General features: G+C 30.9%; 27 protein-coding genes and 1 other RNA gene. 24 read left to right on the forward strand and 4 right to left on the reverse strand.

The window, feature by feature from the left end:
• Positions 1-2 precede the first annotated feature (2 nt).
• Positions 3-335, forward strand: coding sequence for a YpoC family protein (locus tag FYJ81_RS01950; protein ID WP_107385083.1), 333 nt, complete (start codon positions 3-5; stop codon positions 333-335).
• Between the two features lie 541 nt (positions 336-876).
• Here the strand turns inward: FYJ81_RS01950 and FYJ81_RS01955 are convergent.
• On the reverse strand, positions 877-3,087 hold the full coding sequence (locus tag FYJ81_RS01955; protein WP_154409243.1) for a transglycosylase domain-containing protein: 2,211 nt from the start codon (positions 3,085-3,087) through the stop codon (positions 877-879).
• Positions 3,084-3,710: a Holliday junction resolvase RecU gene (gene recU / locus FYJ81_RS01960; protein ID WP_107385077.1), complete on the reverse strand. Its 627-nt coding sequence runs from the start codon at positions 3,708-3,710 to the stop codon at positions 3,084-3,086. The genes FYJ81_RS01955 and recU overlap by 4 nt, the downstream gene beginning before the upstream one ends.
• Before the next feature lie 250 nt (positions 3,711-3,960).
• Here recU and FYJ81_RS01965 point away from each other — a divergent pair, with 250 nt between their 5' ends.
• The 9 genes from FYJ81_RS01965 to FYJ81_RS02005 all read left to right on the forward strand — a co-directional run bounded on the left by FYJ81_RS01965 (position 3,961) and on the right by FYJ81_RS02005 (position 13,424).
• Positions 3,961-4,299, forward strand: a complete 339-nt coding sequence (locus tag FYJ81_RS01965) for a DUF1798 family protein (protein ID WP_107386300.1) — start codon at positions 3,961-3,963, stop codon at positions 4,297-4,299.
• Positions 4,296-4,862: a DUF1273 domain-containing protein gene (locus FYJ81_RS01970; protein ID WP_154409244.1), complete on the forward strand. Its 567-nt coding sequence runs from the start codon at positions 4,296-4,298 to the stop codon at positions 4,860-4,862. Before FYJ81_RS01965 ends, FYJ81_RS01970 begins: the two co-directional genes overlap by 4 nt.
• Positions 4,863-4,873: 11 nt before the next feature.
• Positions 4,874-5,224 (forward strand): cell division regulator GpsB, encoded by a 351-nt coding sequence (gene gpsB, locus FYJ81_RS01975; protein ID WP_019468939.1) that lies wholly within the window; start codon positions 4,874-4,876, stop codon positions 5,222-5,224.
• 138 nt (positions 5,225-5,362) lie between these two features.
• An RNA gene (gene rnpB / locus FYJ81_RS01980) (RNase P RNA component class B) lies at positions 5,363-5,736 on the forward strand.
• Between the two features lie 163 nt (positions 5,737-5,899).
• The gene (locus tag FYJ81_RS01985; protein WP_107386298.1) at positions 5,900-7,033 is read left to right on the forward strand and encodes a THUMP domain-containing class I SAM-dependent RNA methyltransferase; all 1,134 of its coding nucleotides are present in this window, start codon (positions 5,900-5,902) and stop codon (positions 7,031-7,033) included.
• Between the two features lie 33 nt (positions 7,034-7,066).
• On the forward strand, positions 7,067-7,972 hold the full coding sequence (gene rarD / locus FYJ81_RS01990) for an EamA family transporter RarD (protein WP_107386297.1): 906 nt from the start codon (positions 7,067-7,069) through the stop codon (positions 7,970-7,972).
• Positions 7,973-8,218: 246 nt separating this feature from the next.
• A complete protein-coding gene (locus FYJ81_RS01995) occupies positions 8,219-8,854 on the forward strand; it encodes an SDR family oxidoreductase (RefSeq protein ID WP_107386296.1) in 636 nt (211 codons plus the stop codon).
• Positions 8,855-9,080: 226 nt separating this feature from the next.
• A complete protein-coding gene (locus FYJ81_RS02000) occupies positions 9,081-12,527 on the forward strand; it encodes a dynamin family protein (RefSeq protein WP_107386295.1) in 3,447 nt (1,148 codons plus the stop codon).
• A gap of 15 nt (positions 12,528-12,542) precedes the next feature.
• Positions 12,543-13,424, forward strand: a complete 882-nt coding sequence (locus tag FYJ81_RS02005; RefSeq protein WP_107385002.1) for a 5'-3' exonuclease — start codon at positions 12,543-12,545, stop codon at positions 13,422-13,424.
• A 680-nt stretch (positions 13,425-14,104) separates the two neighbouring features.
• Here the strand turns inward: FYJ81_RS02005 and FYJ81_RS02010 are convergent.
• Positions 14,105-14,515: a ribonuclease HI family protein gene (locus FYJ81_RS02010; protein WP_107385001.1), complete on the reverse strand. Its 411-nt coding sequence runs from the start codon at positions 14,513-14,515 to the stop codon at positions 14,105-14,107.
• A 170-nt stretch (positions 14,516-14,685) separates the two neighbouring features.
• On the opposite strand from FYJ81_RS02010, the gene FYJ81_RS02015 reads away from it, so the two are divergent.
• On the forward strand, positions 14,686-15,231 hold the full coding sequence (locus tag FYJ81_RS02015; RefSeq protein WP_226953500.1) for an RBBP9/YdeN family alpha/beta hydrolase: 546 nt from the start codon (positions 14,686-14,688) through the stop codon (positions 15,229-15,231).
• A 99-nt stretch (positions 15,232-15,330) separates the two neighbouring features.
• On the opposite strand, the gene FYJ81_RS02020 is transcribed toward FYJ81_RS02015, so the two are convergent.
• Entirely contained in the window at positions 15,331-16,035 is a 705-nt protein-coding gene (locus FYJ81_RS02020) for a queuosine precursor transporter (RefSeq protein WP_107523727.1), read from the reverse strand.
• Positions 16,036-16,287: 252 nt separating this feature from the next.
• Here FYJ81_RS02020 and FYJ81_RS02025 point away from each other — a divergent pair, with 252 nt between their 5' ends.
• The 13 genes from FYJ81_RS02025 (at position 16,288) to FYJ81_RS02085 (ending at position 25,118) form a co-directional block, all read left to right on the forward strand.
• Complete coding sequence (locus FYJ81_RS02025) at positions 16,288-16,482, forward strand: zinc-finger domain-containing protein (protein ID WP_107385230.1); 195 nt, start codon at positions 16,288-16,290, stop codon at positions 16,480-16,482.
• A gap of 16 nt (positions 16,483-16,498) precedes the next feature.
• On the forward strand, positions 16,499-16,756 hold the full coding sequence (locus FYJ81_RS02030) for a NifU N-terminal domain-containing protein (RefSeq protein WP_107385231.1): 258 nt from the start codon (positions 16,499-16,501) through the stop codon (positions 16,754-16,756).
• Between the two features lie 19 nt (positions 16,757-16,775).
• Positions 16,776-17,894, forward strand: coding sequence for a conserved virulence factor C family protein (locus tag FYJ81_RS02035; RefSeq protein WP_107386625.1), 1,119 nt, complete (start codon positions 16,776-16,778; stop codon positions 17,892-17,894).
• A 35-nt stretch (positions 17,895-17,929) separates the two neighbouring features.
• Positions 17,930-18,367: a bacilliredoxin BrxA gene (gene brxA, locus FYJ81_RS02040; protein ID WP_107386624.1), complete on the forward strand. Its 438-nt coding sequence runs from the start codon at positions 17,930-17,932 to the stop codon at positions 18,365-18,367.
• Between the two features lie 383 nt (positions 18,368-18,750).
• Positions 18,751-19,707, forward strand: a complete 957-nt coding sequence (locus tag FYJ81_RS02045) for a thymidylate synthase (RefSeq protein WP_107386623.1) — start codon at positions 18,751-18,753, stop codon at positions 19,705-19,707.
• Positions 19,708-19,802: 95 nt separating this feature from the next.
• Positions 19,803-20,288: a dihydrofolate reductase gene (locus FYJ81_RS02050; protein ID WP_154409245.1), complete on the forward strand. Its 486-nt coding sequence runs from the start codon at positions 19,803-19,805 to the stop codon at positions 20,286-20,288.
• An 11-nt stretch (positions 20,289-20,299) separates the two neighbouring features.
• Positions 20,300-21,136 carry a DegV family protein gene (locus tag FYJ81_RS02055; RefSeq protein ID WP_107386621.1) on the forward strand — a complete coding sequence of 279 codons (837 nt, stop codon included), beginning with the start codon at positions 20,300-20,302 and terminating at the stop codon, positions 21,134-21,136.
• Between the two features lie 129 nt (positions 21,137-21,265).
• Positions 21,266-21,793, forward strand: coding sequence for a peptide-methionine (S)-S-oxide reductase MsrA (msrA, locus tag FYJ81_RS02060; protein WP_107385363.1), 528 nt, complete (start codon positions 21,266-21,268; stop codon positions 21,791-21,793).
• Positions 21,786-22,214, forward strand: coding sequence for a peptide-methionine (R)-S-oxide reductase MsrB (gene msrB, locus FYJ81_RS02065; RefSeq protein WP_107385808.1), 429 nt, complete (start codon positions 21,786-21,788; stop codon positions 22,212-22,214). Before msrA ends, msrB begins: the two co-directional genes overlap by 8 nt.
• Before the next feature lie 14 nt (positions 22,215-22,228).
• On the forward strand, positions 22,229-22,732 hold the full coding sequence (locus tag FYJ81_RS02070; RefSeq protein WP_107385807.1) for a PTS sugar transporter subunit IIA: 504 nt from the start codon (positions 22,229-22,231) through the stop codon (positions 22,730-22,732).
• Positions 22,732-22,953 carry a YozE family protein gene (locus FYJ81_RS02075; protein WP_107385806.1) on the forward strand — a complete coding sequence of 74 codons (222 nt, stop codon included), beginning with the start codon at positions 22,732-22,734 and terminating at the stop codon, positions 22,951-22,953. Before FYJ81_RS02070 ends, FYJ81_RS02075 begins: the two co-directional genes overlap by 1 nt.
• Before the next feature lie 158 nt (positions 22,954-23,111).
• On the forward strand, positions 23,112-24,593 hold the full coding sequence (locus tag FYJ81_RS02080) for a S41 family peptidase (protein ID WP_107517989.1): 1,482 nt from the start codon (positions 23,112-23,114) through the stop codon (positions 24,591-24,593).
• 15 nt (positions 24,594-24,608) lie between these two features.
• Complete coding sequence (locus FYJ81_RS02085; protein WP_154409246.1) at positions 24,609-25,118, forward strand: GNAT family N-acetyltransferase; 510 nt, start codon at positions 24,609-24,611, stop codon at positions 25,116-25,118.
• Positions 25,119-25,121 lie beyond the last annotated feature (3 nt).

A 25,121-nucleotide genomic window follows, 5' to 3' on the forward strand; every position in this document is an offset into this window, starting at 1 on the left:
AATTGATTTCAAAAGAAGATTTTATAAGATTAGAAGAACAAATAGATTTATTCTCGAAACAAAAAAAATTAAATTCTGAAGAAGCTAAGGTATTAATTGATGAATATTTTGATATGATTGAAACTTTTTTTAAACAAATCAATCACATTCATACGATTGACTTTGAGCGATTAACCGATTATCCAGTTGTACCAATGAATTTTAAAGAACGTTATCATTATATGATTGCGCGTAAATATCATTTTATGGGTTATAGTCAAATGAAGACACTTAAATCGGAATTAATTAAAATGAATGCATCATACCAAATACGTAACAAAAATAAAGGCCATTAACACAAATATTTAGCGTTGAAATTGAGTTACAAATCAATTTTGTGATGTCATTACAATCATATAGCAATATTTTAAACAAAATGCGTCTTGAAACATCATTGATTCGTCCAGACTTATTCATATGGTCAATAGATAGTAGAGCTGAAATTAATAAGTCCCACTTCTCAATTTATTGAGTTAGTGGGACTTATGCATGAGCTACAGTTCAGATAATCCTCTTTTATTTTTTTCAATTATGGTCATCCTTGCCGAAGTGGACAACGAAACCATTTTAATATAATTAGATTTCTGTCTCATTTCTTTTTATTTAATTTCCAAAGGTTTTGGTGTTCTAAGCTTATCAAATTTACACTTGATATTTAGTTTCTTATTCATACAATTCCATAAGATGTCAATAAGTAACAAAATCTCTATAAAATAAAGAAAACGCCAATTTCTATTTAATTTCAATAGAAATTGGCGTTTATGTGTTCATAAATAATGATGATAACTAAGCACTTTTTGAGCTTTGTAATAGATACTCAAAAACTTCAACTAATAATTATTGCGCTCTTGATAAGCCATTAGAATTACTTGTATTACTACTGTTTGAGCTAGCTGATGAAGCTGATGAAGAACTATTGCTATTGCTGTTGCTATTATTATCACTGTCATCGCTATTACTACTACTGCTACCACCTTGTCCTCGAGGCTTATTACTTGTTGTGTTGTCATCAGGATGTCCTTCAACAGATAGGCTATCTTTACTATCACCATTTACTGAATCAGGTTTACTAAAGTCTTTGCCATCTCTTGGTGAGATATTGCTCATTACATCCTCGAATAGATACTGAGGATACTCTTGTTCGTCATGTCCAACAAATGAATTTACGCCGCCTTGTTTAACTTCTTTGAAGCCCATCCACACAGACATGCTGTATTTTGGCGTGAAGCCATTCATCCATACATCTTTTGCAGCATCATCAGGCAAGCCGTATTGTTGGTAAGTTTGGTCACCATAAGTACCTGTACCAGTTTTTGCTGCAACGTTTACACCAGATATACCGTGGCCATATGCAGAACCATATGCTTCAAATGTACCTTTAAGTACTTCTGCTAACATATAAGAAGTGGAATCTTTCATTGCTTTCTTACTTGTATGATCGTAATTAATTGTTTCTCCATCTTCTTTTTCTACTTTTTTAATAGAATGTGCATTATTATATTCGCCACCATTTGCAATAGATGCAAATGCAGATGCTAATTGTGTAGGTGAGAATTCTGATGATGAACCACCTAATACTTCAGAAGGTCCTACATCTCCTTCATATTCTAAACCAACTTTATTAGCAAAATCTTTTGGTGCGTCATTTCCAGCGTTCTCTTTTGAAGATTGCCAAGCTTTTAATGCTGGTATATTGAAACTTTGACGTAAAGCATCATACAATTTAACTTCACCATGACCTTTAGTATCATAGTTTCTAAATGTGACACCATCAACTTGATATGCTTCTTCATCTTGAATTGCGTGATTCGTAGCCCAATTCATATTTTCAATGGCAGGGCCATACGCTAAGAATGGTTTTAATGATGAACCAGTAGGGTGAGCATCTGTAGCTAAGTTTCTATCAACAATATCTTTATAATTTCTACCGCCAGATATTGCAACTAAACCACCAGATTCACTGTCTACAATAGAAGAACCAACTTGTTGGTCTTCATTTTTATAGTAGCCACCATTATCTACACGATCTTGCAGTGTTTGTTGGACATCTTTGTCCATATTTGTGTAGATTTTAACACCACTATTAAGAACTTCACCTAAATCTTTGCCTTTGAATGCTTTATTATTCATTAATTCAGATTTTACGAAGTTAACGTAAGAATCATATTCAGGATTTGAACTTTTATCACTCACTTGGCGATCTTCTGAATCACGTTTTACTAAGTTATCTTCTAATGATGTATTTTGTGCTTCTTCTTTTTGTTTCTTAGTAATACGATTATGATATTCCATTAAGTATAAAACAGTATCTTTACGTGATTCTGCTTCTTTTGGATGATCATAAATATTATAAGTATTTGGAACTTGCGGTAAACCAGCAAGATATGCCGATTCAGCTAAATTTAAATCTTTCAAATCTTTATCGAAGTAATATTTAGCTGCAGCTTTCACACCATAAACACTGTCAGAATAGTAAATTTTATTTAAATACATCTCAAAAATTTCATCTTTACTATATTCTTGTTCGAGTCTATATGATAAATAAGCTTCTTGTGCTTTACGTGCTATTGATTTTTGATCCGTTAAGAACGAACGCTTAACTACTTGTTGAGTTAATGTTGATGCACCTTGCGAACCAAATCCACCCGTAAAGTTTTTAGCCACTGCACCAAACAAACGTTTATAGTCAAGTGCACCATGGTCATAGAAACGATTATCTTCTGTTGCCAAGACAGCTGATTTCATACTTTTAGGTACTTCATCTAAATCAACATGTTCACGTCTTTGCCCATTATCAATCGTTTTAATCAAATCGCCATCTTTATCATATATTTTAGCAGGAATTGGATCTTGTAATTTTGATTCTGTAAATGCAGGTGCTTTCCAAGCATAGTATGCAAATAATAAAATACCAATTAGTGCTAGAACAATGAAGGCTATGATGAGAAACCCGATTATCTTAATAATCGTTCTTTTTATATTCCTATTCTTTTTTTCTCCGGACTTATCATTCTTATTTGAATCGGAAGTCCTTTTTTTCTCCGTCATACGCGGTCCTCACTTTCATCTAATATCAACTTATCAACTGCTTTGAGGTAATTCAATCTTGGTTGATACTGATAAGGAATATAGTAACCATTTTTTCTAATTTCTTCAACCGTAATCGACTTTTTAATTTCTTTTTTGTACCGATGCCAATAATATTTAAACTTGCGATAAGGCAACAAATAAACTTCATCTAATAATTTAAAGCGAATTAATAAAAAAACAATTCCTCCCTGGTCATAGCAAGCATCCATATGCACCACTTGGTGTTCATGCATGTTATTCAATGGAAAAGAAGTTTTATTTTTAGTTTCTTTCGCTTCAAAATCTAAATAGTGCGCTTTGTAAATACCATTGTAATCAGTAGTCGAAGGCGTTCGGAAATAAGCCTCATTAATTACCGCCTTACTTCTCATAGGATAATGAACATTAACTATTTGAACGGGGGTGGGCTTTTTATGTATAACAGCTTGCCCAAGTTTCAAATAGTGCGTATTAGATAATTCAATATCACTCTCAAGCGACATGCCTCTGCCACCATAATTTATTTTACTCTTTTCATCCTTATAAGTTCGTCCGACTTGAGACTTATTTCCGTAAAATGGTTTCCCATTTGGATAATTCATTGTTTTTCACCACTTTAATTTGGTTTCAAAAACTTTTTTCATTATACATGAAAATAATCTTTTTTTCCAAACTATGAAATATAATGCAATGTATCTGTACATACATCAATATTTATTTTAACGTGCTTTTCTCAATTAAACAATATTTCCCTATAAATATGCCCGGAATATGACATAAATGTTAGATGATTGTTTCACAAATGACTATCAAATTTATTTGTGGTAAATTTAATGTGTAGGAGGAAACTTCATGCAACAATTAATTACCCAACTATTAAATGATGTGCAATTGATGCAAGATAGATATGAATCAGTTAAATCGAAAGATATAGACTATGATTTTTACAAAGATGTTGTTCCATTTACTAGTTACATAGATAACCTGTTAGAAACATTTAGCACATTCGAGCCTAAAATACTACAACTATCCTATATGAATAAGAAAAAATTTGATTTACTTATTTCAAATATTGAATCATTGTCAGTTGAATGTCATTTTAAAAGGACTAGCCGTAAATTATTCACAGAAAAAGTTAAGGCAGTACAATACGATTTAAGTTATATACAAAGAAGTGATGTTACATTATGATAAGGACAATTTATGTGACTGGTTATAAGTCATTTGAACTTAATATCTTTAAAGATGATGCACCTGAAGTTTCTTATTTGAAAAAATTTATAGCACATAAATTAAAATCATTGATTGAAGAAGGGCTTGAATGGGTATTAATACAAGGACAGATGGGTATAGAATTATGGACAGCTGAAGTAGTAATTGATTTAAAAGAGACATATCCTGATCTTAAACTCGGCGTGGTCACACCATTTTATGGTCATACTGAAAGATGGAATGAACAAAATCAAGCAAAATATAATCACATTGTACAAGATGCTGATTTTGTAGATAGCGTATTTCATACATCATATGTAGGGCCACATCAATTTAAACAGACAGATCAATTTATGCTCGACCATACTGATCAATCATTACTGATATATGACGAAGAACAAGAAGCTAGTCCAAAATACTTTAAACAAATGTTAGTTGATTTTATGGAAAAAACAAATTATACTTGTGACATTGTTTCGTTCGATGAATTAACGGAATTTATCAACGATTTGCAGTGGTCTCAAGAACAAAGTTTCGAATGAGGTGGAAAAATATGTCAGATGTTTCATTAAAACTATCAGCTAAAGATATTTATGAAAAAGATTTTGAAAAAACTATGACACGTGGTTATAGAAGGGAAGAAGTAGATGCTTTCTTAGACGACATCATAGCAGATTATCAAAAGATGGCAGATTTAGATAATGAAGTTGTTAAACTTTCCGAAGAAAATAACAAATTAAAAAAAGAACTAGAAGAATTGAGATTACGAGTGGCTACTTCAAGACCACAAGAGAATAAAAACTTTTCAACAAACGGTAATGCTACAAGCAATACTACTAATAATAACAACGTCGATATTCTAAAAAGAATTTCAAACCTAGAAAAAGCAGTGTTCGGTAAATAATATAACTAACTATCACAACAAATGACTATGTATACGTAGTAGTTATTGCGTACATAAAGATAAGTTTTGGTTTTCCCCAAAACTTATCTTATTTTTATTTGTTCTAGTCTTTGAAAAGTGATATACTCTTAAAGATGGTGTTTTGGGTAATCGCTATAGCGATATAGAGGAAAGTCCATGCTCACACAATCTGAGATGATTGTAGTGTTCGTGCTTGATGAAACAATAAGTCAAGGCATTAAATTGACGGCAACGAAATAACCTAAGTCTTTAGATAAGGTTAAAATAGTTTGAAAGTGCCACAGTGACGTAGCTTTTATAGAAATATAAAAGGTGGAACGCGGTAAACCCCTCGAGTGAGCAATCCAAATTAGGTAGGAGCACTTATTTAACGGAATTCAACGTATAAATAAGGTATACTTTTAAAGTATATAGACAGATGGTTACCACCAGCGTACGAGTGTAACTAGTACACGTTGGCAGTACAAAGGTACAAAACATGGCTTATAGAAACATCATTACTAGACCCCAAGCTCTCCCACTTAGGAGAGCTTTTTTAATGTTTAAAATTCACATAAAATTTTAATATGAACCTAAACAGAAGTTAAGTCATATCTATTTAAAATAACTTTTGATAAAATTAAATTAAATCAATTTAAAAAAAGGAGCAAAACAATGTATCAATTATTAGCTGTATGCCCAATGGGGTTAGAAGCAGTTGTTTCTAAGGAAATCCAAGATCTTGGTTATGTAACAACAGTAGAAAACGGCAAAATCTTTTTCGAAGGCGATGAAACAGCAATAGTTAAATGCAATTTATGGCTAAGAACTGCCGATAGAATAAAAATTGTTGTTGGTCAATTTAATGCAAAAACATTTGATGAATTATTTGAAAAAACAAAAGAACTCCCATGGGAATCGATTATTGAAAAAGAAGGAAACTTTCCTGTACAAGGTCGAAGTGTGAAATCTACTTTATTTAGTGTGCCAGATTGCCAAGCAATCGTTAAAAAAGCAATTGTTGAACGATTAAAAACTGCTTATCAAGAAAAAGGGTGGCTAGATGAATCAGGTGCTAAATATCCAGTTGAAGTAGCTCTATTAAAGGATAAAGCACTATTGACAATAGATACTTCTGGATCAGGGCTAAACAAACGTGGTTATAGGCTTGCCCAAGGTGAAGCGCCTATAAAAGAAACGCTTGCTGCTAGTTTGATTAAATTAGCAAATTGGACAGGTGATACACCATTGATAGATCCATTTTGTGGTTCTGGCACGATTGCGATTGAAGCATGTTTAATAGCTCAAAATATTGCACCTGGTTTTAATCGAGATTTCGTTTCAGAAACATGGGATATTATGCCTGATGGACTATACGATGAATTGAGAGATGAAGCTGATCAACAAGCTCATTACGATAGACCTTTAGAGATCTACGCATCAGATATTGACCCAGAAATGATAGAAATAGCGCGTAGAAATGCTGAAGAAGTCGGCTTATCAGACATTATTAACTTTAAAGTTCAAGATGTTAACACCTTATCATTAGAGTCAGAAGCACCCATTGCTTTAATTGGCAATCCACCATATGGTGAACGTATTGGTGATAGAGCAGAAGTTGAAGAAATGTATCGTTATATCGGTCAATTAATGCAGGAACACCCTTATTTATCAACTTATATTTTAACAAGTAATAATGAATTTGAATTTTTAGTTAATAAAAAAGCTACAAAAAGAAGAAAGCTATTTAATGGTTATATCGAGTGTACTTATTATCAATATTGGGGGAATAAAAAACCTAAAAATTAGACTGCATGAATCAATCAGAAAGAGGTGCGACAAATGAATAACGAGTTTAAAAAAGGCATATTTTTTGCTTTTGGTGCATACATTTTATGGGGGATTTTACCAATATATTGGGATCTAATAGAAGATATTGGTGCATTTGAAATATTAGCTTTCAGAATTATACTTTCAATGATATTTATGCTGATAGTAGTAGTAATCACTAACAATACAGCACCATTCAAACGCGATTTACAACAGCTCATTGCAAATCCTATACAACTCATTGCTATCATAGCTGCTGGCTATGTAATAACAATTAATTGGGGCACTTTTATATGGGCAGTTACGAACGGTCACGTATTACAATCAAGTTTAGGCTATTATATTAATCCACTCGTAAGCATTCTATTAGCGTTAATTTTCCTCAAAGAACGGTTTAATAAATTAGAATGGATTGCTATTGGATTTGCAGTCATCGGAGTTTTGTATATGACTATAAGAGTCGGTGTATTCCCAAGTATTTCATTACTATTAGCATGTTCATTTGGTATTTATGGTTTAATTAAAAAAATCGTGCCAATAGATGCAATTAGTAGTATTACAATAGAATGTATTGTTACTGCACCAGCAGGCATTATATATCTATGGTACATTTGGCAACAAGGTAGTTTAACATTTGGTTATAACTCCTCATCTTTTTGGTTGATTTTCTCAGGGGCTGTAACAGCAATTCCACTGATACTTTTCTCAGCTGGTGCACGTAGAATTCCATTGTCGCTTACTGGATTCATACAGTACATTGGTCCTACAATTATGTTTGTATTAGGTATTTTCTTATTCAAAGAACCATTTAGTGTCGACCAATTTATCACGTTCATCTTTATTTGGGTTGGCATTGTAATATATAGTATTTCACAGTATGTAAAAATTAAAAAAAATAATAATCCTGCTATCCACTAAATGGTATTGATTACTTCCCTAAGGTAACTTCATAAAAGTTGTTTTAGGGATTTTATTTTGTCTTGAAATTAATCAAAACATGTTTACATATCATACAGCTCATTTTATTATATTCAATATCGTAAATATATCATTAGTATAAATCATGCATTTGTAGTATTGTGAAATTAGATATAAAGAAAAGCATCCAAAAAAATTATTATATATACTAATATTTTTAACCATATATTATAATGGAGTGATTATATGACTAGAGTATTAATACTAGGGGCAAACGGAGCAATTTCTAAAGCAGCTATTAATTCTTTTTTAGAAAATACCTCATATACGCTGAGATTGTTTTTAAGAGACGCGAATAGATTACCTGATTATGCATCAGATCGCATTCGTGTTCGTGAAGGAGACGCTACAAACTTTGAAGATGTTAATAGTGCGATGGAAGATGTAGACATTGTATTTGCTAGTCTTTCAGGTGAATTAGATAAAGAAGCAAGTACTATTGTTAAAGCTATGGAACAGAATAAAGTTGATCGTTTAATATTTGTAGCTGCGCTTGGCATTTATAATGAGGTACCTGGTGAATTTGGCGAATGGGTAAATGAGCAAATCCATAATTACTTACCAATTTATAAAAAAGCAGCTGACACCATTGAAAGCTCAAAGCTCAATTATACAATTTTAAGACCTGCTTGGTTATCAGATATTAACGAAATTGATTATGAAATTACTCATAAAGATGAACCATTTAAGGGGACAGAAGTTTCCAGAAAAAGTGTTGCTGCTGTTGCAGTACAAATTGCCAAAAATCCTGAACTTTATTTAAAAGATAACATTGGTATTAGCAAACCTAATACTGATTTTAGTAAACCAAGCTGGAAATAAAATTTAAAAAACAACAACATTTTTGTAATGATTGCAAATGCCACCAATTAAGGTGGTATTTTTAATTTTAAATAAAGTCGCTACCAATAACTTTGTAACACTTCTTTGCTTTTACTAATAAATAAGTACTAAATACAATTTAATTTTGCTAACTTACTTTAGACCCACAATAATTTGTTATACAATAGAACTTAATTACATATAAGTAATAAAGGGGATACATAACATGTCTAAAACGAAGCAACTCGATATTCTATATAAACTAAAAAAAGAAGTTGAAAAATCAGATAATCATAGGCTTGTACATATTATAAATCAAGTCATTAAAAAAATATTTTTAGAACAATATACTGCTACATTTGTTGGTCATTTTTCAGCAGGAAAATCAACGCTCATCAATATGCTACTGGAAGAAAATATTTTACCAAGTTCTCCAGTACCTACAACTAGTAACACAGCAATCGTTTCTGTATCAGATGAACCAGGTATTATAGCAAATTTGAGCAACCAAAAATATACTTTATTAACAAACTATGATGAAGTTAAACAAATGAATCGCGAAAATATTGATGTTGAATCTGTAGAAATTAAATTCCCTTCTGATAAATTTAATAAAGGGTTCACACTTCAAGATACACCAGGTGTTGATTCTAATGTATCGACACATCAATCTAGTACTGAAGAATTTATGTATACAAGTAATGTTCTATTTTACACTGTAGACTATAATCATGTTCAATCTGCAATGAATTTTCAATTTATGAAACAGCTTAATCATGCTGGTGTACCAGTAGTTTTTGTTATCAATCAAATAGATAAACATCATGAATCAGAGATTCCATTCGCCACATTTAAACAACGCGTTGAAAAATCGATTGATGAATGGGAAATCAAATTAGATCAAATATTTTATGTTTCTAAATTTGAACATGAACACAACCAAATTCAAGCATTATCAGACTATCTCATTGATAAAGATCAACGTAGAGAATCAATGTCGGATTATGTGGAACGTACTATCAATTTTATTACAGAAGAACAACTATCATTTATACAACATGAAATTCAAGCAATTTTAACAGAGCTGGATATATTTGAAGCAGACTTTGACCAAGCATATTTAAACTTCCAACAACATCAACAAGTGAGTGAAGAAGCAAAATTACTAAATAATCCTGATCAGTTATATGATTTCTTAAAACAAAAACGTAAGGCGATTCTCGACAATGCATATGTAATGACACACGATACTAGGGAAAAAATAAGAACTTATTTGGAAAGCCGAACTAAAGATTTTAAAGTGGGTGGCTTATTCAATAAAAAGAAAAAAACATTAGAAACACAACAAATTAGACTTCAAGAACTACTTGAGCAATTACAAGAAAAGGTAAATCAAGAAATACGTCAACCTTTGAGAGAAGACATGTCCTTTTTGACTCGATTTATTAATTCTTCCGAAGTAACTGAGGCTATTTTAAACCAACATTATCAAATCCCTTCAAAACTCGTGGATGATTTGTATCAAATGCAAATATCTATTAGTAATCAATATGTCTTAACATTTTCAGATGATTTAATGAAATCTATCAAACAACATATTGTTAAAGAAACTGAACCATTATTTGAAAAAGCAATAAACCATTCTCAAGCAAACGACATTGGCACTGAAGAAGTAGATGATTATAATGATTATGTTAAATTTATGGAGCTACGTAATTTGAGAGAATCACTTGAAACACAAAATTACAGACACTACTATATTCATATTGATGATTCATTAGATAAATTAATAGATAGAGAAGAAATCACTTATCAAGCTAAACAGGAACGTTCAGTGACTAAAAAACAAAATCAACCTAGTACCACTAAAGCAAAATCAACAAATACTTCAATTCAAGATATAAAACGTTCATTAGATTTAATAAAAAATATTCCATTATTTGAACAAACTAAACAAGATATCAATGATGCATTAAATCGCCTTGATAATAAAATTATTAAAATAGGGGTTTTCGGAACATTCAGTGCCGGAAAAAGTAGTTTAATCAATGCGCTACTTGGTGATGCGTATCTTGTAAGCTCGCCAAATCCTACAACAGCTGCAATGACAGAATTGACTTATGGTGAGGAAAGTCAAATCACACTTAAATCATCAGAACAAATATTAGAAGAATTAAACCAATTATTTGAAGTGGAAAATAAATCTTTTGATTCAATTGAAGCATTTTTAAATCAAAATACACATAAGTTAACAGCATCTTTAGAAAAAAACAAATTAGCATTTATCAATGCAATTGACAAACATTACACGATGTATCAAAAAATGCTAGAACAAGGCTTAACCCATTCCATTGAACAGGACGAAATTAGAAAATGGAGTGCAGAAGATGAATATGCAACCTTTGTAAATACAGTTCACTTAAGATTACCCATTGATTGGTTAAAAAATAAAGTTATCGTAGATTCACTTGGATTACATTCCAATAATCAACGACATACAAATGAAACAGAAAAGATTTTAACTTCTTCAGATTTAATACTTTATGTAAGTTATTTTAATCATTCTTTCACAGATAATGATAAACGCTTTATTGAGCATATGAAAGAAATGAACCAATTAAGTGAAAACCAAGCATTTAAAATGATCATAAATGCCACTGATTTAGCTGAAACTGAAGAAGATCTGAATGCAGTCATAAACTATGTAAGTGATGCACTTAATCATGTAAATATGAATTCTGATATTTTTGCAGTTTCAAGTCGAAAAGCATTGAATACAGGTGACTCAGGAATTGATAAATTAAAAAATAGTATAGACTACTTTACTCAAGTTGAGTCGAAAGATATATTGCAACAACAAATGACTAAGCAATTAGCAAATATTTCAGAAGCATTTGATCAAATGATAGAAGATGCACAGCATAATCAATCAAAAATTAAGCAACGTAAAAATAAACTCGAACAGTACCAACAACAAATAATACTGAATAATAATATATTACAAATTGCAGTACAACGTGCTTCAAATGAAGTTGAAGATCAAATTTATCACTTAAATGAGCGTTTAAAAATTCAGTTGCTAGATGAGGTAAAATCAATTTATAACGGTCAAATGACACAAAGCAATAACTTCAATGAAGAAAAACGTCTTTCCACTAAACAATACTTAGATCAAATTCATCAAAGATTATATTTAGAACAATCCTTACTTGTAGAACGAATTAAAAAGTATTTCATTCAACAAATACATGAAGAAATCGCACCTTTAAAACAAAAATTGGAACAATTACACATTTTCATCGAACCAGAATTTAATAAAAGTAATATGGAACTAGACGATCCATATTTAAAAATTGAATTAAGCCAAATGATCTCTGTTTTGCCTAAATCACTGACTAAAAAGAACATTTTGCAACCAAAAATGCAAAATGAAATTCAAACTACAATAACTCAAAACACACTTGTGCAACTTAAACCTAGTATTGCTGATTTAAGGAAAGCATTAATTGAAATTGTAAATAAACTGAATAATGATGCAGAAACGAAATTCAATCAGTATGAAAAAGAGATACACACACAAATTAAACAACTTTTAGCTTTTAATATAGATGATTCATTAGTAAAACAACTTCAAGAAACAAATAGCGAACTAAAAGCTCAGTTGTTAACTTAGAAAGAGGTACGCACAATGTCCAAAAAAATATTATTAATAGATGGTATGGCTTTATTATTTCGTCATTTTTACGCAACAAGTTTACACAAACAATTCATGAGAAATTCATCAGGAATGCCTACGAACGGTGTTCAAGGATTTGTACGTCATGTATTTACCGCAATAAACGAAATACAACCCTCACATGTGGCTGTGTGTTGGGATATGGGAAAATCTACATTTCGAAATGAAATGTTTGATGGATACAAGCAAAATCGTCCCGCACCACCAGAAGAATTGATACCGCAGTTTGATTATGTAAAAGAGATAGCAAACCAATTTGGTTTTGTAAATATTGGTGTACAAAATTACGAAGCTGATGATGTTATAGGGACTTTAGCATATGAGTATTCACAAGAAAATCAAATTTATGTAATCACCGGTGATAAAGATATTTTACAATGTATTAATCCAAATGTTGAGATTTGGCTAACTAAAAAAGGATTCAATATTTACAATCGCTATACTTTAACCAGATTTCAAAATGAATATGGACTAAATCCACTACAACTCATAGATGTTAAAGCATTTATGGGAGATAGCGCTGATGGCTATCCTGGCGTTAAAGGCATTGGAGAAAAAACAGCTATAAAACTCATTCAAAATCATGGTTCAGTTGAATCAGTTATTGACGCTTTAAACGAATTAACACCTGGTCAACGTAATAAAATAGAAGACAACTTATATAATTTAAAACTTTCTAAATCATTAGCTAAAATTCATACAGAAGTACCAATAAATACATCCGATTTATTAAGTGATATGAAATTCGGAACTGATTTAGCTGAAATACTAAATATATGTAAAGAGCATGAGCTCTATGTATCTGGAAAGTATTTAGCAACACATTTTAGTTAAATAAAATAAACAACAATAAAGTACACGCTCATAGTTAAGGAGCCTGGAACATAAAGTTCTTGGACAAGTGAAAAAAGGCAATTTCTATTGAAATAATATAGAAATTGCCTTTTTCGCTATTATTTTAATTATAGCTAGCTCATTGAGCTACTATTTTTCTTATATTAAGTGTCATTAATATAACGCCAAGTTCACTTTTGTCGTGTTTGTTTTCCTAACTATACTACATTTTTCGTATTCAATAATATTACGTATTTTGGCGAGTCTCTTGAGGGAACAGGAGAAGCTGAAGCTGTCCCCAAAGTAAGCGAGCCAACAATACGAAGCATTGAATAAAAAAGAAGCATTCAGATGAATTGAATTAAATCATCTGAGTGCTATTTTTCTGAGATTTATATCCAATCTCCCTAATAATTAATATCGAATGCTTTTGACCGTGCATACTTGTCTGAGATATGATTTATATAATAGGAGCTCGTGGTCCATTGTTCATACAATTGTTTCGGACGAATTTGCATTAAAAATGTGTTATAAATGCAAAGGAATAACTATTAGCACCAACAACTAAAAAGTTTTGCACCAAAAAAGTTAATGTCTTAAGATTTTAAATAGATATTAACTTTTTATATCTTACTGGATATCTATCGTCCAGACACTATTTTTGACAATAAATTATTGTTTTAACGCTTTTTTTCTGCCGTTTTAATGATTTTATATAAGGCATTTTTGGCATGATGATTTGCCTCTTTATTTTGGTTTCTTGGAACCCATTTAACAAACAATAAATCAAAAGATGATTCTAATATTTTTATTTTATGGTAGTAATTTATGAACTGTTTATTTTTGACTTGTCCTTTGTTCATACTATCTTCTATTAATTTCGAATCAGTGTATACGAGTGCTATAGTGATCCCATGATGTTTTGCACATTCCAATGCAAATACAAAAGCTGCCCATTCTGCACTATGATTATCTAAAATTCCCAAATCAAAGTCATAATGTAATCGTTCTTGCTCAGTAATAATAACTATAGAGCATGCGCTTTGACCTGGATTACCTGCTGTAGCTGCATCAAAATATATTTTTGCCATAAATTCACCTTCAAATTTAATAAGTTAATTTTATATTAACAAAAGAGCATAAATAAGCATAATCATGTAGATATATTTTCTTGGAAAATACATCAAAATAACGTAAACTATTACAGTTAATGAAAATGCACAAAATTAATATATACAAAGGATGATCTTAATTGAAAAACATGTTTATTATACATGGTTATCAAGCCAGTACAAAAAGTCATTGGTTTCAATGGTTAGCCGCACAGATGAAACCATATGGTTATAATGTTGAAATTGTATATTTACCAAATTCCGATTATCCTGAACTCGATTCATGGTGCCAGGCTATTGATAATATCGTACAAAATAAATTGAATTCAGAAACAATTATCGTTGCGCATAGTTTAGGTGTCATTTCAATATTACATTATTTAACTTCTTTAAAGGCTAGTTCAAAAATAAAAGGACTTTTTCTAATTTCTGGTTTTAACGAAAAATTGTCTAACATACCTGAACTAAATCAATATATAGATAACACCTGTATTGACATCAATAAATTAAATGCGCGTCACATTATTACAATTGGTGCTTCAAATGATCCAGTAGTGAATATAGACGCAACTGATAGATTATCAAATCAATTAAATGTCAAAACACATTACATTAATCATGATGGTCACTTTTTAGAAACTGAGGGGTATGACACCTTCAATTACTTAAAAGATAAAATAATGGAAATTTTATAATTATATTCAATTCCTTGAAATATAAAAAGCCCGTAAATGAATTTCTGAAAATTCAATTACGGGTTTTTTATCAGTTATATTGAAACACTTAATTAAAAATTAATAACCTTCATCTAACTTCTGAATTTTTCCTTTTCGGTACATTGATTTAGCCCAATAACCAAAAGGAACATTAAATATAGTAGAAATTATTTTTAATAAATACGTTGTAATAAAGATTTCAAGTACCGCTTCATTTGGCATTGCGCCTAAAAAGGCAATAATAACAAATAATGCAGTATCCACGATATTACTTAAAATAGTACTACCATAAGCTCTTATAATAAATGTTTTATCAGAGCTGAACACTTTTTTGATTAATGAGAAAAGTAAAACATCTAAATGTTGTCCGATGATGTATGCTATAACAGAACCTAAAGCAATCCTTGGAACAATATTAAAAATAGATTCTAATGCTTTTTGTGTATTATCTACTGGGGAAGGTGTGAAATGAAGTGAAAATTGCATCACTATAATCATTACCAACGTTGAACAAAAACCTAGCCAAACTGCACGTTTAGCTATTTTGCGACCGTAGATATCATTTAAAATATCGGTTGCTAAATAGATTGATGCAAACATAACATTTCCCAGTGTTGCTGAAATAGTAAAAATATCGATTGTTTTAATAACTTGAATATTAGCTATAATTGTGCCAATAGCAATCCATGCAATCAAACCATGTTTACCAAACAAACGATACATAGTAACCAATAATATAAAAGTTACTAAAAAAGTAATAACACCAAATATTTCATTAAACAATTTTATTCCTCCTAAATTTTGATAATGCGGGTGTTTAGAAACCGCAAAATAAACAACTACATTATTTTACTAGAAAATTATAAAAAAGCAAGCTCAAATTGTAAATTATCAACAAATGTTTTCACCAATGCCCTATTTCAATTTAATGATTAAACAATCGTTGTTACAAATGATATAATGTCATCAAGTCTCAAATCTTATAATAAATTAGTTAATTGGGTACTTATAATTCATTTTTAGAAATACAGGAGCGTGAAGCGTATTCTAACCTATTCTGAAAAAGAGGCAATTGACGCCATAGACCAATTGATGAACACATATTGTAAAGCGTGTTTATTAAAACGTCATATTAAAAATACAAAAGGCAAAACACAAGCACATCATTTTTGTATAAATGAATGTTCAGTCGGAAAACAAATTAAACAAATCGGTAATGAACTACAATAAAAAGGAGCATACGATTATGGAAATATTAAATGTAGCAACGACACCAAATCCAAATACGATGAAAATTGATTTAAAATTAGATAGTGGTGATAACAAACCTAATACGTATACAAAAGTTAAAGAAGACCAACCAGCCTTCATCAACGCAGTATTAGAAGTTGATGGTGTCAAATCTATATTTCAAGCAATGAACTTTATATCAGTTGATAAAAATTCAGATGCAGATTGGGACACACTTTTACCAAATATAACAAAAGTATTAGAAGAAATATAAAAATAAGGAGGGTGCCTTTATGGAAATTGTACGTGTTGAGCCTACACCAAGTCCCAATACAATGAAAATTGTATTGAGTGAAAAAAGAGAGGATAACCAATCTAATACTTATTCATCAATTGCAGAAGGGCAGCCTGATTTTATCAATGATGTTTTAGAAATTGATGGCGTTAAATCTATATTTCATGTGATGGACTTTTTAGCTGTAGATAAAAAACCTAAGTTTGATTGGGAAGATGTTTTACCTAAAGTAACAGCAACATTAAATGACGAACACGAAGTAACTTCCGAAGCGCTACCAGATGAACATTTTGGTGAAATAAAAGCAGAAGTTTTAACGTTCAAAGGTATTCCTTATCAAATTAAACTAACGACAAGTACAGAAGAACAACGTAAACAATTACCTGAAATATATGTCGACAGTATGTTAGCTGCACAGAAAGATGATGACAATGTTGTGTTTCAACGTAAGTGGGAAGATTTAGGCATACGTTATGGTGAGCTCTCAGAGGTAATGGAGGATGTCGTTGAAGAGATTACAGCTGTCTATCCCAAAGATCAATTGCAAAAACGTGTGGAAGAAGCCTTAGCATCTGATATTACAATTCCTGAAACCAAATACAAACATGTAACCTTGGAAACATATCAATCAACTGAAAGTTGGAAAGAACGTTTAAGAATGCTAAAATCATTCCCAACACCTACAATTGAAGATTTACCGTTGCTCGGCGAAGTCGTGAGTGATGAACAGAAAACACCATTAAGACGTGAAGCTATCATACTTCTTGGAATGATTGAAGATGAAATAGTACTTCCTTATCTCTATAAAGGGTTAAACGATAAAAGTCCTGCAGTAAGAAGAACTGCTGGTGATTGTTTAAGTGATTTAGGTTTCAAACAAGCATTACCAGAAATGGAAAAAGCATTAGATGATCCTCACAAAATTGTCAGATGGAGAGCTGCTATGTTTATTTTTGATGAAGGTGGACCAGAACAATTAAAATCACTACGTGAACATGCTGATGATTCAGCATATGAAGTGAAACTTCAAATAGAGATGGCTATAACAAGAATTGAAAATGGTGATGAAGCATTAGGTTCCGTTTGGAAGCAAATTGCTAATCGAAATAATGTCTAAAGAAACTATCATTTAATAAAATAGGAGTGTTATAAATGAATGCTTACGAAGCATATATGAATGAACTTGCAACACAAATGAGAAGCGAACTAACTAATCATGAATTTAATAGTTTAGAAACTGCAGATGATGTCGATGACTTTATGAATAATGTATCTGAAGATGATACAACATTTGTCGTGATTAATTCAACTTGTGGTTGTGCTGCAGGATTGGCAAGACCCGCTGCAGTTACTGTTGCAGAACAAAATGAAAAAAAACCAACTCATAAAGTTACTGTATTTGCTGGTCAAGATAAAGAAGCAACTGAAGCAATGCGCGCTTTCATTCAACAAGTACCATCTAGTCCTTCGTATGCCTTGTTTAAAGGAAAAGAATTAAAACATTTCATGCCAAGAGAGCATATAGAAGGCAGAGACATTCAAGACATTTGTATGGATATTAAAGACATATTTGATGATTATTGTGATTAATCAATTAAGACCAAGGCTGAGATATAAATAAATGTCTCAGCCTTAAATTGCTTTAATGCTATACACATAATTTCTGACTTTATCATGCATTTCATTAATGAACATATTTTGTTGTTTTGACTGATATGGTTGACCATCCCATTAGTATAGGATTAACTATTTAAAAAGTTGATTTTACTTTTGATTGTTTATCACAATATTTAGAATAACAGACTTGTGTCACTAAGCCTTTCAAAACACAAGTCATTAATTGAATACATAAATATAATGCTCAAATTCCAATTATATTTTTTGTTTTACTAGTAGTTATCTCTTTAAATTATTGGTATTTTAAAATATGATTAAATAAAAATAACTATGCTGTTGAAAGGAGTGTGTTCCACATGTTAAATAAATTTGATCAATCCTATCATGATCTTTGTAACGAAATATTAGACATAGGAAAACAAAAAGAAGACCGCACAAATACAGGTACTATTTCAAAGTTTGGCCATCAATTAAGATTTGATTTGTCAGAAGGTTTTCCATTGCTAACTACCAAAAAAGTATCTTTTAAATTGATTGCAACTGAATTACTATGGTTTATCAAAGGCGATACAAACATTAAATATTTACTCCAATATAATAATAATATATGGAATGAATGGGCGTTTGAAAATTATATTAAATCAGTTGATTATAAAGGACCAGATATGACAAATTTTGGTCATAGAGCACAAACGGATGAGGCATTTAATGAAAAATATAAAGAAGAAATGCGTAAATTTAAAGAGCAAATTTTAAACGATGAAGCTTTTGCAAACAAGTATGGTGATCTGGGTAATGTTTATGGCAAACAATGGCGCGATTGGGAAGATAAAAATGGCAATCACTTTGATCAGTTAAAAACTGTTATCGAACAAATTAAAAACAACCCAAATTCAAGACGTCATATTGTTTCAGCATGGAATCCAACTGAAATTGATACTATGGCATTACCACCTTGTCACACAATGTTTCAGTTTTATGTCCAAGATGGTAAATTAAGTTGCCAATTATACCAAAGAAGTGCAGATATCTTTTTGGGTGTACCATTTAACATAGCTAGTTACAGTTTACTGACACATTTAATCGCAAAAGAATGTGATTTAGAAGTAGGAGAATTTATACACACGTTTGGGGATGCTCATATTTATACGAATCATATAAACGCCATAGAAACACAGTTGTCTCGTACTAGCTATGCGCCACCACAACTTAAAATAAATTCAAATGTCTCTATCTTCGACATTAATTATGAAGATTTAGAAATTGTTAATTATGAATCACACCCAGCAATTAAGGCACCAATAGCAGTATAAATAATAGAATATTTAATTTTAATGTTTATTTAATATATACTTTATGCTGAGAACGTTTTACTTACTGAAATCATACTACTATTAGGAGGGAAATTATGACACTTTCTATACTGGTTGCTCACGATCAGCAACGTGTTATTGGAGTTAATAATCAATTACCATGGCATTTACCAAATGATTTAAAGCATGTTAAAAAACTCTCAACTGGCAATACGCTTGTTATGGGACGTGCAACATTTGATTCTATAGGAAAACCTCTTCCTAATAGAAAAAATGTAGTACTAACAAGAAATAAATCATTTGCGCATGATGGTGTGGAAGTTATCCACTCAATTGACGAAATATTTAATTTATCCGGTCATGTTTTCATTTTTGGTGGTCAAACATTATTTGAAGAAATGATTGATAAAGTCGATGATATGTATATTACTGTTATTGAAGATAAATATAATGGCGATACATTCTTTCCACCTTATACATTTGAAGACTGGGAAGTGGAATCTTCTATTCCGGGAGAATTAGATGAAAATAATACGATTCCCCATACATTTCTACATTTAGTTCATAAAAAAACAACATAGGAGGAAATAATATGAAAATGAAAATTGTAACTGATTCAACATCAGATTTATCTCATACTTATTTACAAGATAATGATATACATGTCATCCCGCTTAATTTAACTATTGATGGCAAGTCATATGTAGATCAAGTAGACATTTCCTCTGAAGAATATATTGAAAAGTTGGAAGAAAATGCTGATGTAAAAACAAGTCAACCAGCGATTGGTAATTTTATTGAATTATATGATGAATTAGGCAAAGATGGTTCTGAAATCATTAGTATTCATATGACATCAGGACTTAGTGGTACGTATCAGACTGCGCTACAAGCAAGCCAAATGACAGATAGCAAAGTAACTGTTATAGATTCAAAATCTATTTCATTTGGATTAGGGTATCAAGTTCAACATGTAGTTGATTGGAATAATCAAGGGTTTTCATCAGAAGAAATTGTTTCAAAAATCACAGATTTACAGAGTAATATAAAATTATACGTCGTGATTGGTCAATTAAATCAATTAATCAAAGGCGGTAGAATCAGTAAAACTAAAGGATTAATAGGTAATATGATGAAAATCAAGCCAATTGGAACGCTTGATGATGGTAAAATTGAATTAATTCATAATTCCCGTACTCAAAATGGTAGTATTCAATTTCTAAAAAAAGAAATCAGCACTTTTTTAGGTGATAAAAAAATTAAATCAATAGGCATCGCGCATGCAAATATTTTAGAATTTGTGGATAAAATAAAAAAACATTTCACCGAAGAATTTAATGTCACTGAATATGATACAAATGTTACAACTCCTATAATATCTACACATACTGGAGAAGGTGCAATAGGTCTAGTTGTTTTAAAATCATAAACTAATTTATAATAAATTAAGGTTCGTTTTAATTATTCTTTCATTTGTTAAATTTTCAAAACAATTTAATAGCTTATCTCTGGAATTAATGATAACTTAATGACAAGATAATAAAAAAGGAGGTATACCATGGCATATGCGACATTAGCTGGAGGTTGTTTCTGGTGTTTGGTAAAACCATTCACATCTTATCCAGGCATTGAAAATGTTGTTTCTGGCTATAGTGGTGGACATGTTGAAAATCCTTCTTATGAAGATGTTAGCCGTGGACAAACCGGTCATGTAGAAGCAGTACAAATCACATATAACTCTGAAATCACTACCTTCGAAAACATTTTGGATGTTTATTTTAAGACATTTGATCCTACTGATAACGGTGGTCAATTTTTTGATAGAGGCGAACATTATCAACCAGCTATTTTTTATCATAATGAAGCGCAAAAAAAGGCCGCAGAAGCAAAAATTCAAGAATTAAATGAGCAGGCAATATTCAACAACCCTGTAATTACACCCATAAAACCATACAAAAACTTTTACCCTGCTGAATCATATCATCAAGATTATTATAAAAAGAATCCACTACATTATGAGCAATATCAGCGTGGTTCTGGCCGTAAAAGTTTTATAGAAAAACATTGGGGGAAACAATATGATTAAAAAAAATAAAAATGATTTAACTGAAATAGAATATTTGGTAACACAAGAAGATGGAACTGAACCTCCATTTCAAAATGAGTATTGGAATCATTTTGAAAAAGGGATTTATGTTGATAAAATTTCTGGTAAACCTTTATTTACCTCAGAAGAAAAATTTGAATCAGACTGTGGTTGGCCTAGTTTCTCAAAAGCTTTAGATGATGAAGAAATCATAGAGCTTGTTGACAAAACATTTGGTATGGTACGGACAGAAGTACGCTCTGAAGATGCAAACAGTCATTTAGGACATGTTTTCAATGATGGTCCAACTGAAAGCGGTGGTTTAAGATATTGTATTAACTCTGCTGCTGTTCAATTCATACCATATGACAAACTAGAAGAATTAGGCTATGAAGATTTAATATCACATTTTGAAAAATAAGGAGCGAACAAGACATGTTTAAAAAATTATTTGGTAAAGGTAAAGAAGTCGACAAAGAAACAAGTGTATATGCACCTATTACAGGAGAATATGTAAAAATAGAAGATATTCCAGATCCAGTGTTTGCACAAAAAATGATGGGAGAGGGATTCGGAGTGAATCCAACTGACGGTGAAGTTGTTTCTCCAATCAATGGTAAAGTAGATAATATCTTCCCAACAAAACACGCTATTGGTTTACAAGCTGATAATGAACTTGAACTACTTGTTCATATTGGTTTAGATACAGTTCAACTTGATGGGGAAGGTTTCGAAGTATTAGTTGAAAGTGGCGATACTGTTAATGTTGGAGACCCATTATTACGTTTTGATTTAGATTATATTAAAGAAAATGCTAAATCAGTTATTTCTCCGATTATTGTTACAAACTCAGATAACACATCATCAATTGCAATTACCGACGATGTAACTTCAGTAACTAAAGGTGAAACTAAAATTATAGATGTGACAATGAACTAATGAAAGATCATTCATTTTATCAATTTGCATTAACAGCACGTGGTCGAAAAGACGAAAAAGGCGAATTAGCAGAAGAAATTTTTGATGATTTGTCTTTTCCACGACAGGAAAAAGATTTTCATGCACTATCTGATTACATTGAAATGCAAGGAAATTACACCGTTTCAATGTCTGTTTTTGATAGTTTATATGAAGAATATACTGAATGGTTAAAATTTTAGTCTTAGTTTATATTTGAGCGAATATAGTAAAGTATATTAAAATAATAGAGTATCATAGAGAGCTGGGATTAATCTTTAATGATTCAATCCCAGCTACTTTTATTTTCAAATCAATAAAATTTTGATTTGAAACATACATATATTTAGGAAGTGATAAAATGTCGGAAAGATCAGACATGGAAAATGAACACAACAAAGAAACTAAAACTGACGATGCAAATAACAAACAGCCCACTAAAAAATTAAGCTTTAAACGTAAAAATTTTATTTTAACAATCATAAGTATTGTGCTCATAACAGCAGTTTTAACGGTCTTTGCAACCATAGCAGTCATGCACTGGACAAGTGGACTGGATGGAAAGCAAAAAGCTGAAATGAAAAAAGTTGAAGATGTCTATCGTATTTTAAATAAAGAATATTATAAAAATACTGATTCAGAAAAAATATCTGAATCTGCAATTAAAGGGATGGTTAAAGATTTAGATGATCCATATTCAGAGTATATGACAAAAAAGGAGTCTAAATCGTTTAACGAAGATGTCTCAGGTGATTTTGTAGGTATCGGTGCAGAAATGCAAAAAAAAGGAGATAAAATCCAAATTACAAGCCCGATGAAAAACTCCCCTGCGGAAAAAGCTGGCATTCAACCTAAAGATGTAGTGACTAAGGTAAATGGTAAGTCTATTAAAGGACAACCACTTGAAGCTATTGTCAAAAAAGTGCGTGGAAAACAAGGAACAAAAGTCACATTAACAATTGAAAGAGCGAATCAAGCACACGAAATCACTATTAAAAGAGATAAAATACACGTTAAGAGTGTAGAATATGAAAAACATGGAAATACTGGTGTGTTTACAATTAATAAATTCCAAAGTAGTACATCAGGTGAGTTAAAATCTTTAATTATTAAAGCGCATAAAGATGGAATTAGAAAAATTGTTCTCGATTTACGTAATAATCCCGGTGGATTACTTGATGAAGCTGTGAAAATGGTGAATATTTTTATAGATAAAGATAAAACTGCAGTTCAACTTGAAAAAGGCGATCAAAAAGAACAAATAAAAACATCAAACGACGCTACCAAAGAAGCTAAAGATATGGATGTTTCAATTTTAGTAAACAAAGGTTCAGCCAGTGCATCTGAAGTATTCACAGGTGCAATGATGGATTATAATAAAGCCAAAGTTTACGGTTCAAAAACTTTTGGTAAAGGTATTGTACAAACAACGCATGAATTTGATGACGGTTCGTTATTAAAATTTACGAATATGAAATGGCTAACACCAAAATCCCATTATATTCACGGAAAAGGTATTACGCCTGATACAAAAATTAAAGAACCTGAATATCAATCATTAAATGTCATACCTAATACACAAACTTATCAATTGGGTGACGAAGACAAACATATAAAAACAATAAAAATAGGTCTATCTGCATTAAACTATGAGACTAATAATAAATCTAAAATCTTTGATAACGATTTAGAAGATGCTGTTAAATCATTCCAAAAAGATAATAATTTAACAGTTAATGGAAAGTTTGATAAACAAACCAATGATAAATTCACTCAAGCTTTAGTTAATAAAGCTAATAAAGAAGATACTGTATTAAAAACTTTATTAAATAAATTAAATTAAAGAGGTGAAATCCCCATGATAAGATTAGGTACTATAAAAGATTTACCAACTATTTTAACGATTGTAGAAGAAGCAAAATCAATAATGAAACAAGAAAATAACACACAATGGGATGAACAATATCCATTGAAATCACATTTTAAAGATGATATTAGTAAAGACTCACTTTTTGTACTAGAAGAAAATGAGATAATTTATGCCTTTATAGTTGTCGACCAACAACAATCTGAATGGTATGATGAACTGGCATGGCCAATTGATAGAAAAAATGCATACGTTATTCATAGATTAGCAGCCTCATCAGAATATAAGGGTGCTGCAACAAAGTTATTTGATTTTGCTGTTAACCTTGCGTTAAAAGATAATGTACATGTAATGTTAACTGACACTTTTGCATTGAATAAACGTGCTCAAGGATTATTCCAAAAATTTGGCTTTATCAAATTAGGTGAAGTAAATATTGATTATCCTCCTTTCGACAAAGGGGAACCATTCTATGCCTATTATAAAAAATTAGAAGAATAGAGG

Source organism: Staphylococcus sp. McC-251-APC-3A2 (assembly GCF_009695665.1).
In the GTDB taxonomy this organism is placed as follows: domain Bacteria; phylum Bacillota; class Bacilli; order Staphylococcales; family Staphylococcaceae; genus Staphylococcus; species Staphylococcus cohnii.

What these genes read in the sequence shown, in the direction of transcription:
- FYJ81_RS01955 (WP_154409243.1), bottom strand. Translation starts at nt 3,087, where the DNA reads ATGACGGAGAAAAAAAGGACTTCCGATTCAAATAAGAATGATAAGTCC.
- recU (WP_107385077.1), bottom strand. Translation starts at nt 3,710, where the DNA reads ATGAATTATCCAAATGGGAAACCATTTTACGGAAATAAGTCTCAAGTC.
- FYJ81_RS01965 (WP_107386300.1), top strand. Translation starts at nt 3,961, where the DNA reads ATGCAACAATTAATTACCCAACTATTAAATGATGTGCAATTGATGCAA.
- FYJ81_RS01970 (WP_154409244.1), top strand. Translation starts at nt 4,296, where the DNA reads ATGATAAGGACAATTTATGTGACTGGTTATAAGTCATTTGAACTTAAT.
- gpsB (WP_019468939.1), top strand. Translation starts at nt 4,874, where the DNA reads ATGTCAGATGTTTCATTAAAACTATCAGCTAAAGATATTTATGAAAAA.
- FYJ81_RS01985 (WP_107386298.1), top strand. Translation starts at nt 5,900, where the DNA reads ATGTATCAATTATTAGCTGTATGCCCAATGGGGTTAGAAGCAGTTGTT.
- rarD (WP_107386297.1), top strand. Translation starts at nt 7,067, where the DNA reads ATGAATAACGAGTTTAAAAAAGGCATATTTTTTGCTTTTGGTGCATAC.
- FYJ81_RS01995 (WP_107386296.1), top strand. Translation starts at nt 8,219, where the DNA reads ATGACTAGAGTATTAATACTAGGGGCAAACGGAGCAATTTCTAAAGCA.
- FYJ81_RS02000 (WP_107386295.1), top strand. Translation starts at nt 9,081, where the DNA reads ATGTCTAAAACGAAGCAACTCGATATTCTATATAAACTAAAAAAAGAA.
- FYJ81_RS02005 (WP_107385002.1), top strand. Translation starts at nt 12,543, where the DNA reads ATGTCCAAAAAAATATTATTAATAGATGGTATGGCTTTATTATTTCGT.
- FYJ81_RS02010 (WP_107385001.1), bottom strand. Translation starts at nt 14,515, where the DNA reads ATGGCAAAAATATATTTTGATGCAGCTACAGCAGGTAATCCAGGTCAA.
- FYJ81_RS02015 (WP_226953500.1), top strand. Translation starts at nt 14,686, where the DNA reads ATGTTTATTATACATGGTTATCAAGCCAGTACAAAAAGTCATTGGTTT.
- FYJ81_RS02030 (WP_107385231.1), top strand. Translation starts at nt 16,499, where the DNA reads ATGGAAATATTAAATGTAGCAACGACACCAAATCCAAATACGATGAAA.
- FYJ81_RS02035 (WP_107386625.1), top strand. Translation starts at nt 16,776, where the DNA reads ATGGAAATTGTACGTGTTGAGCCTACACCAAGTCCCAATACAATGAAA.
- brxA (WP_107386624.1), top strand. Translation starts at nt 17,930, where the DNA reads ATGAATGCTTACGAAGCATATATGAATGAACTTGCAACACAAATGAGA.
- FYJ81_RS02045 (WP_107386623.1), top strand. Translation starts at nt 18,751, where the DNA reads ATGTTAAATAAATTTGATCAATCCTATCATGATCTTTGTAACGAAATA.
- FYJ81_RS02050 (WP_154409245.1), top strand. Translation starts at nt 19,803, where the DNA reads ATGACACTTTCTATACTGGTTGCTCACGATCAGCAACGTGTTATTGGA.
- FYJ81_RS02055 (WP_107386621.1), top strand. Translation starts at nt 20,300, where the DNA reads ATGAAAATGAAAATTGTAACTGATTCAACATCAGATTTATCTCATACT.
- msrA (WP_107385363.1), top strand. Translation starts at nt 21,266, where the DNA reads ATGGCATATGCGACATTAGCTGGAGGTTGTTTCTGGTGTTTGGTAAAA.
- msrB (WP_107385808.1), top strand. Translation starts at nt 21,786, where the DNA reads ATGATTAAAAAAAATAAAAATGATTTAACTGAAATAGAATATTTGGTA.
- FYJ81_RS02070 (WP_107385807.1), top strand. Translation starts at nt 22,229, where the DNA reads ATGTTTAAAAAATTATTTGGTAAAGGTAAAGAAGTCGACAAAGAAACA.
- FYJ81_RS02075 (WP_107385806.1), top strand. Translation starts at nt 22,732, where the DNA reads ATGAAAGATCATTCATTTTATCAATTTGCATTAACAGCACGTGGTCGA.
- FYJ81_RS02080 (WP_107517989.1), top strand. Translation starts at nt 23,112, where the DNA reads ATGTCGGAAAGATCAGACATGGAAAATGAACACAACAAAGAAACTAAA.
- FYJ81_RS02085 (WP_154409246.1), top strand. Translation starts at nt 24,609, where the DNA reads ATGATAAGATTAGGTACTATAAAAGATTTACCAACTATTTTAACGATT.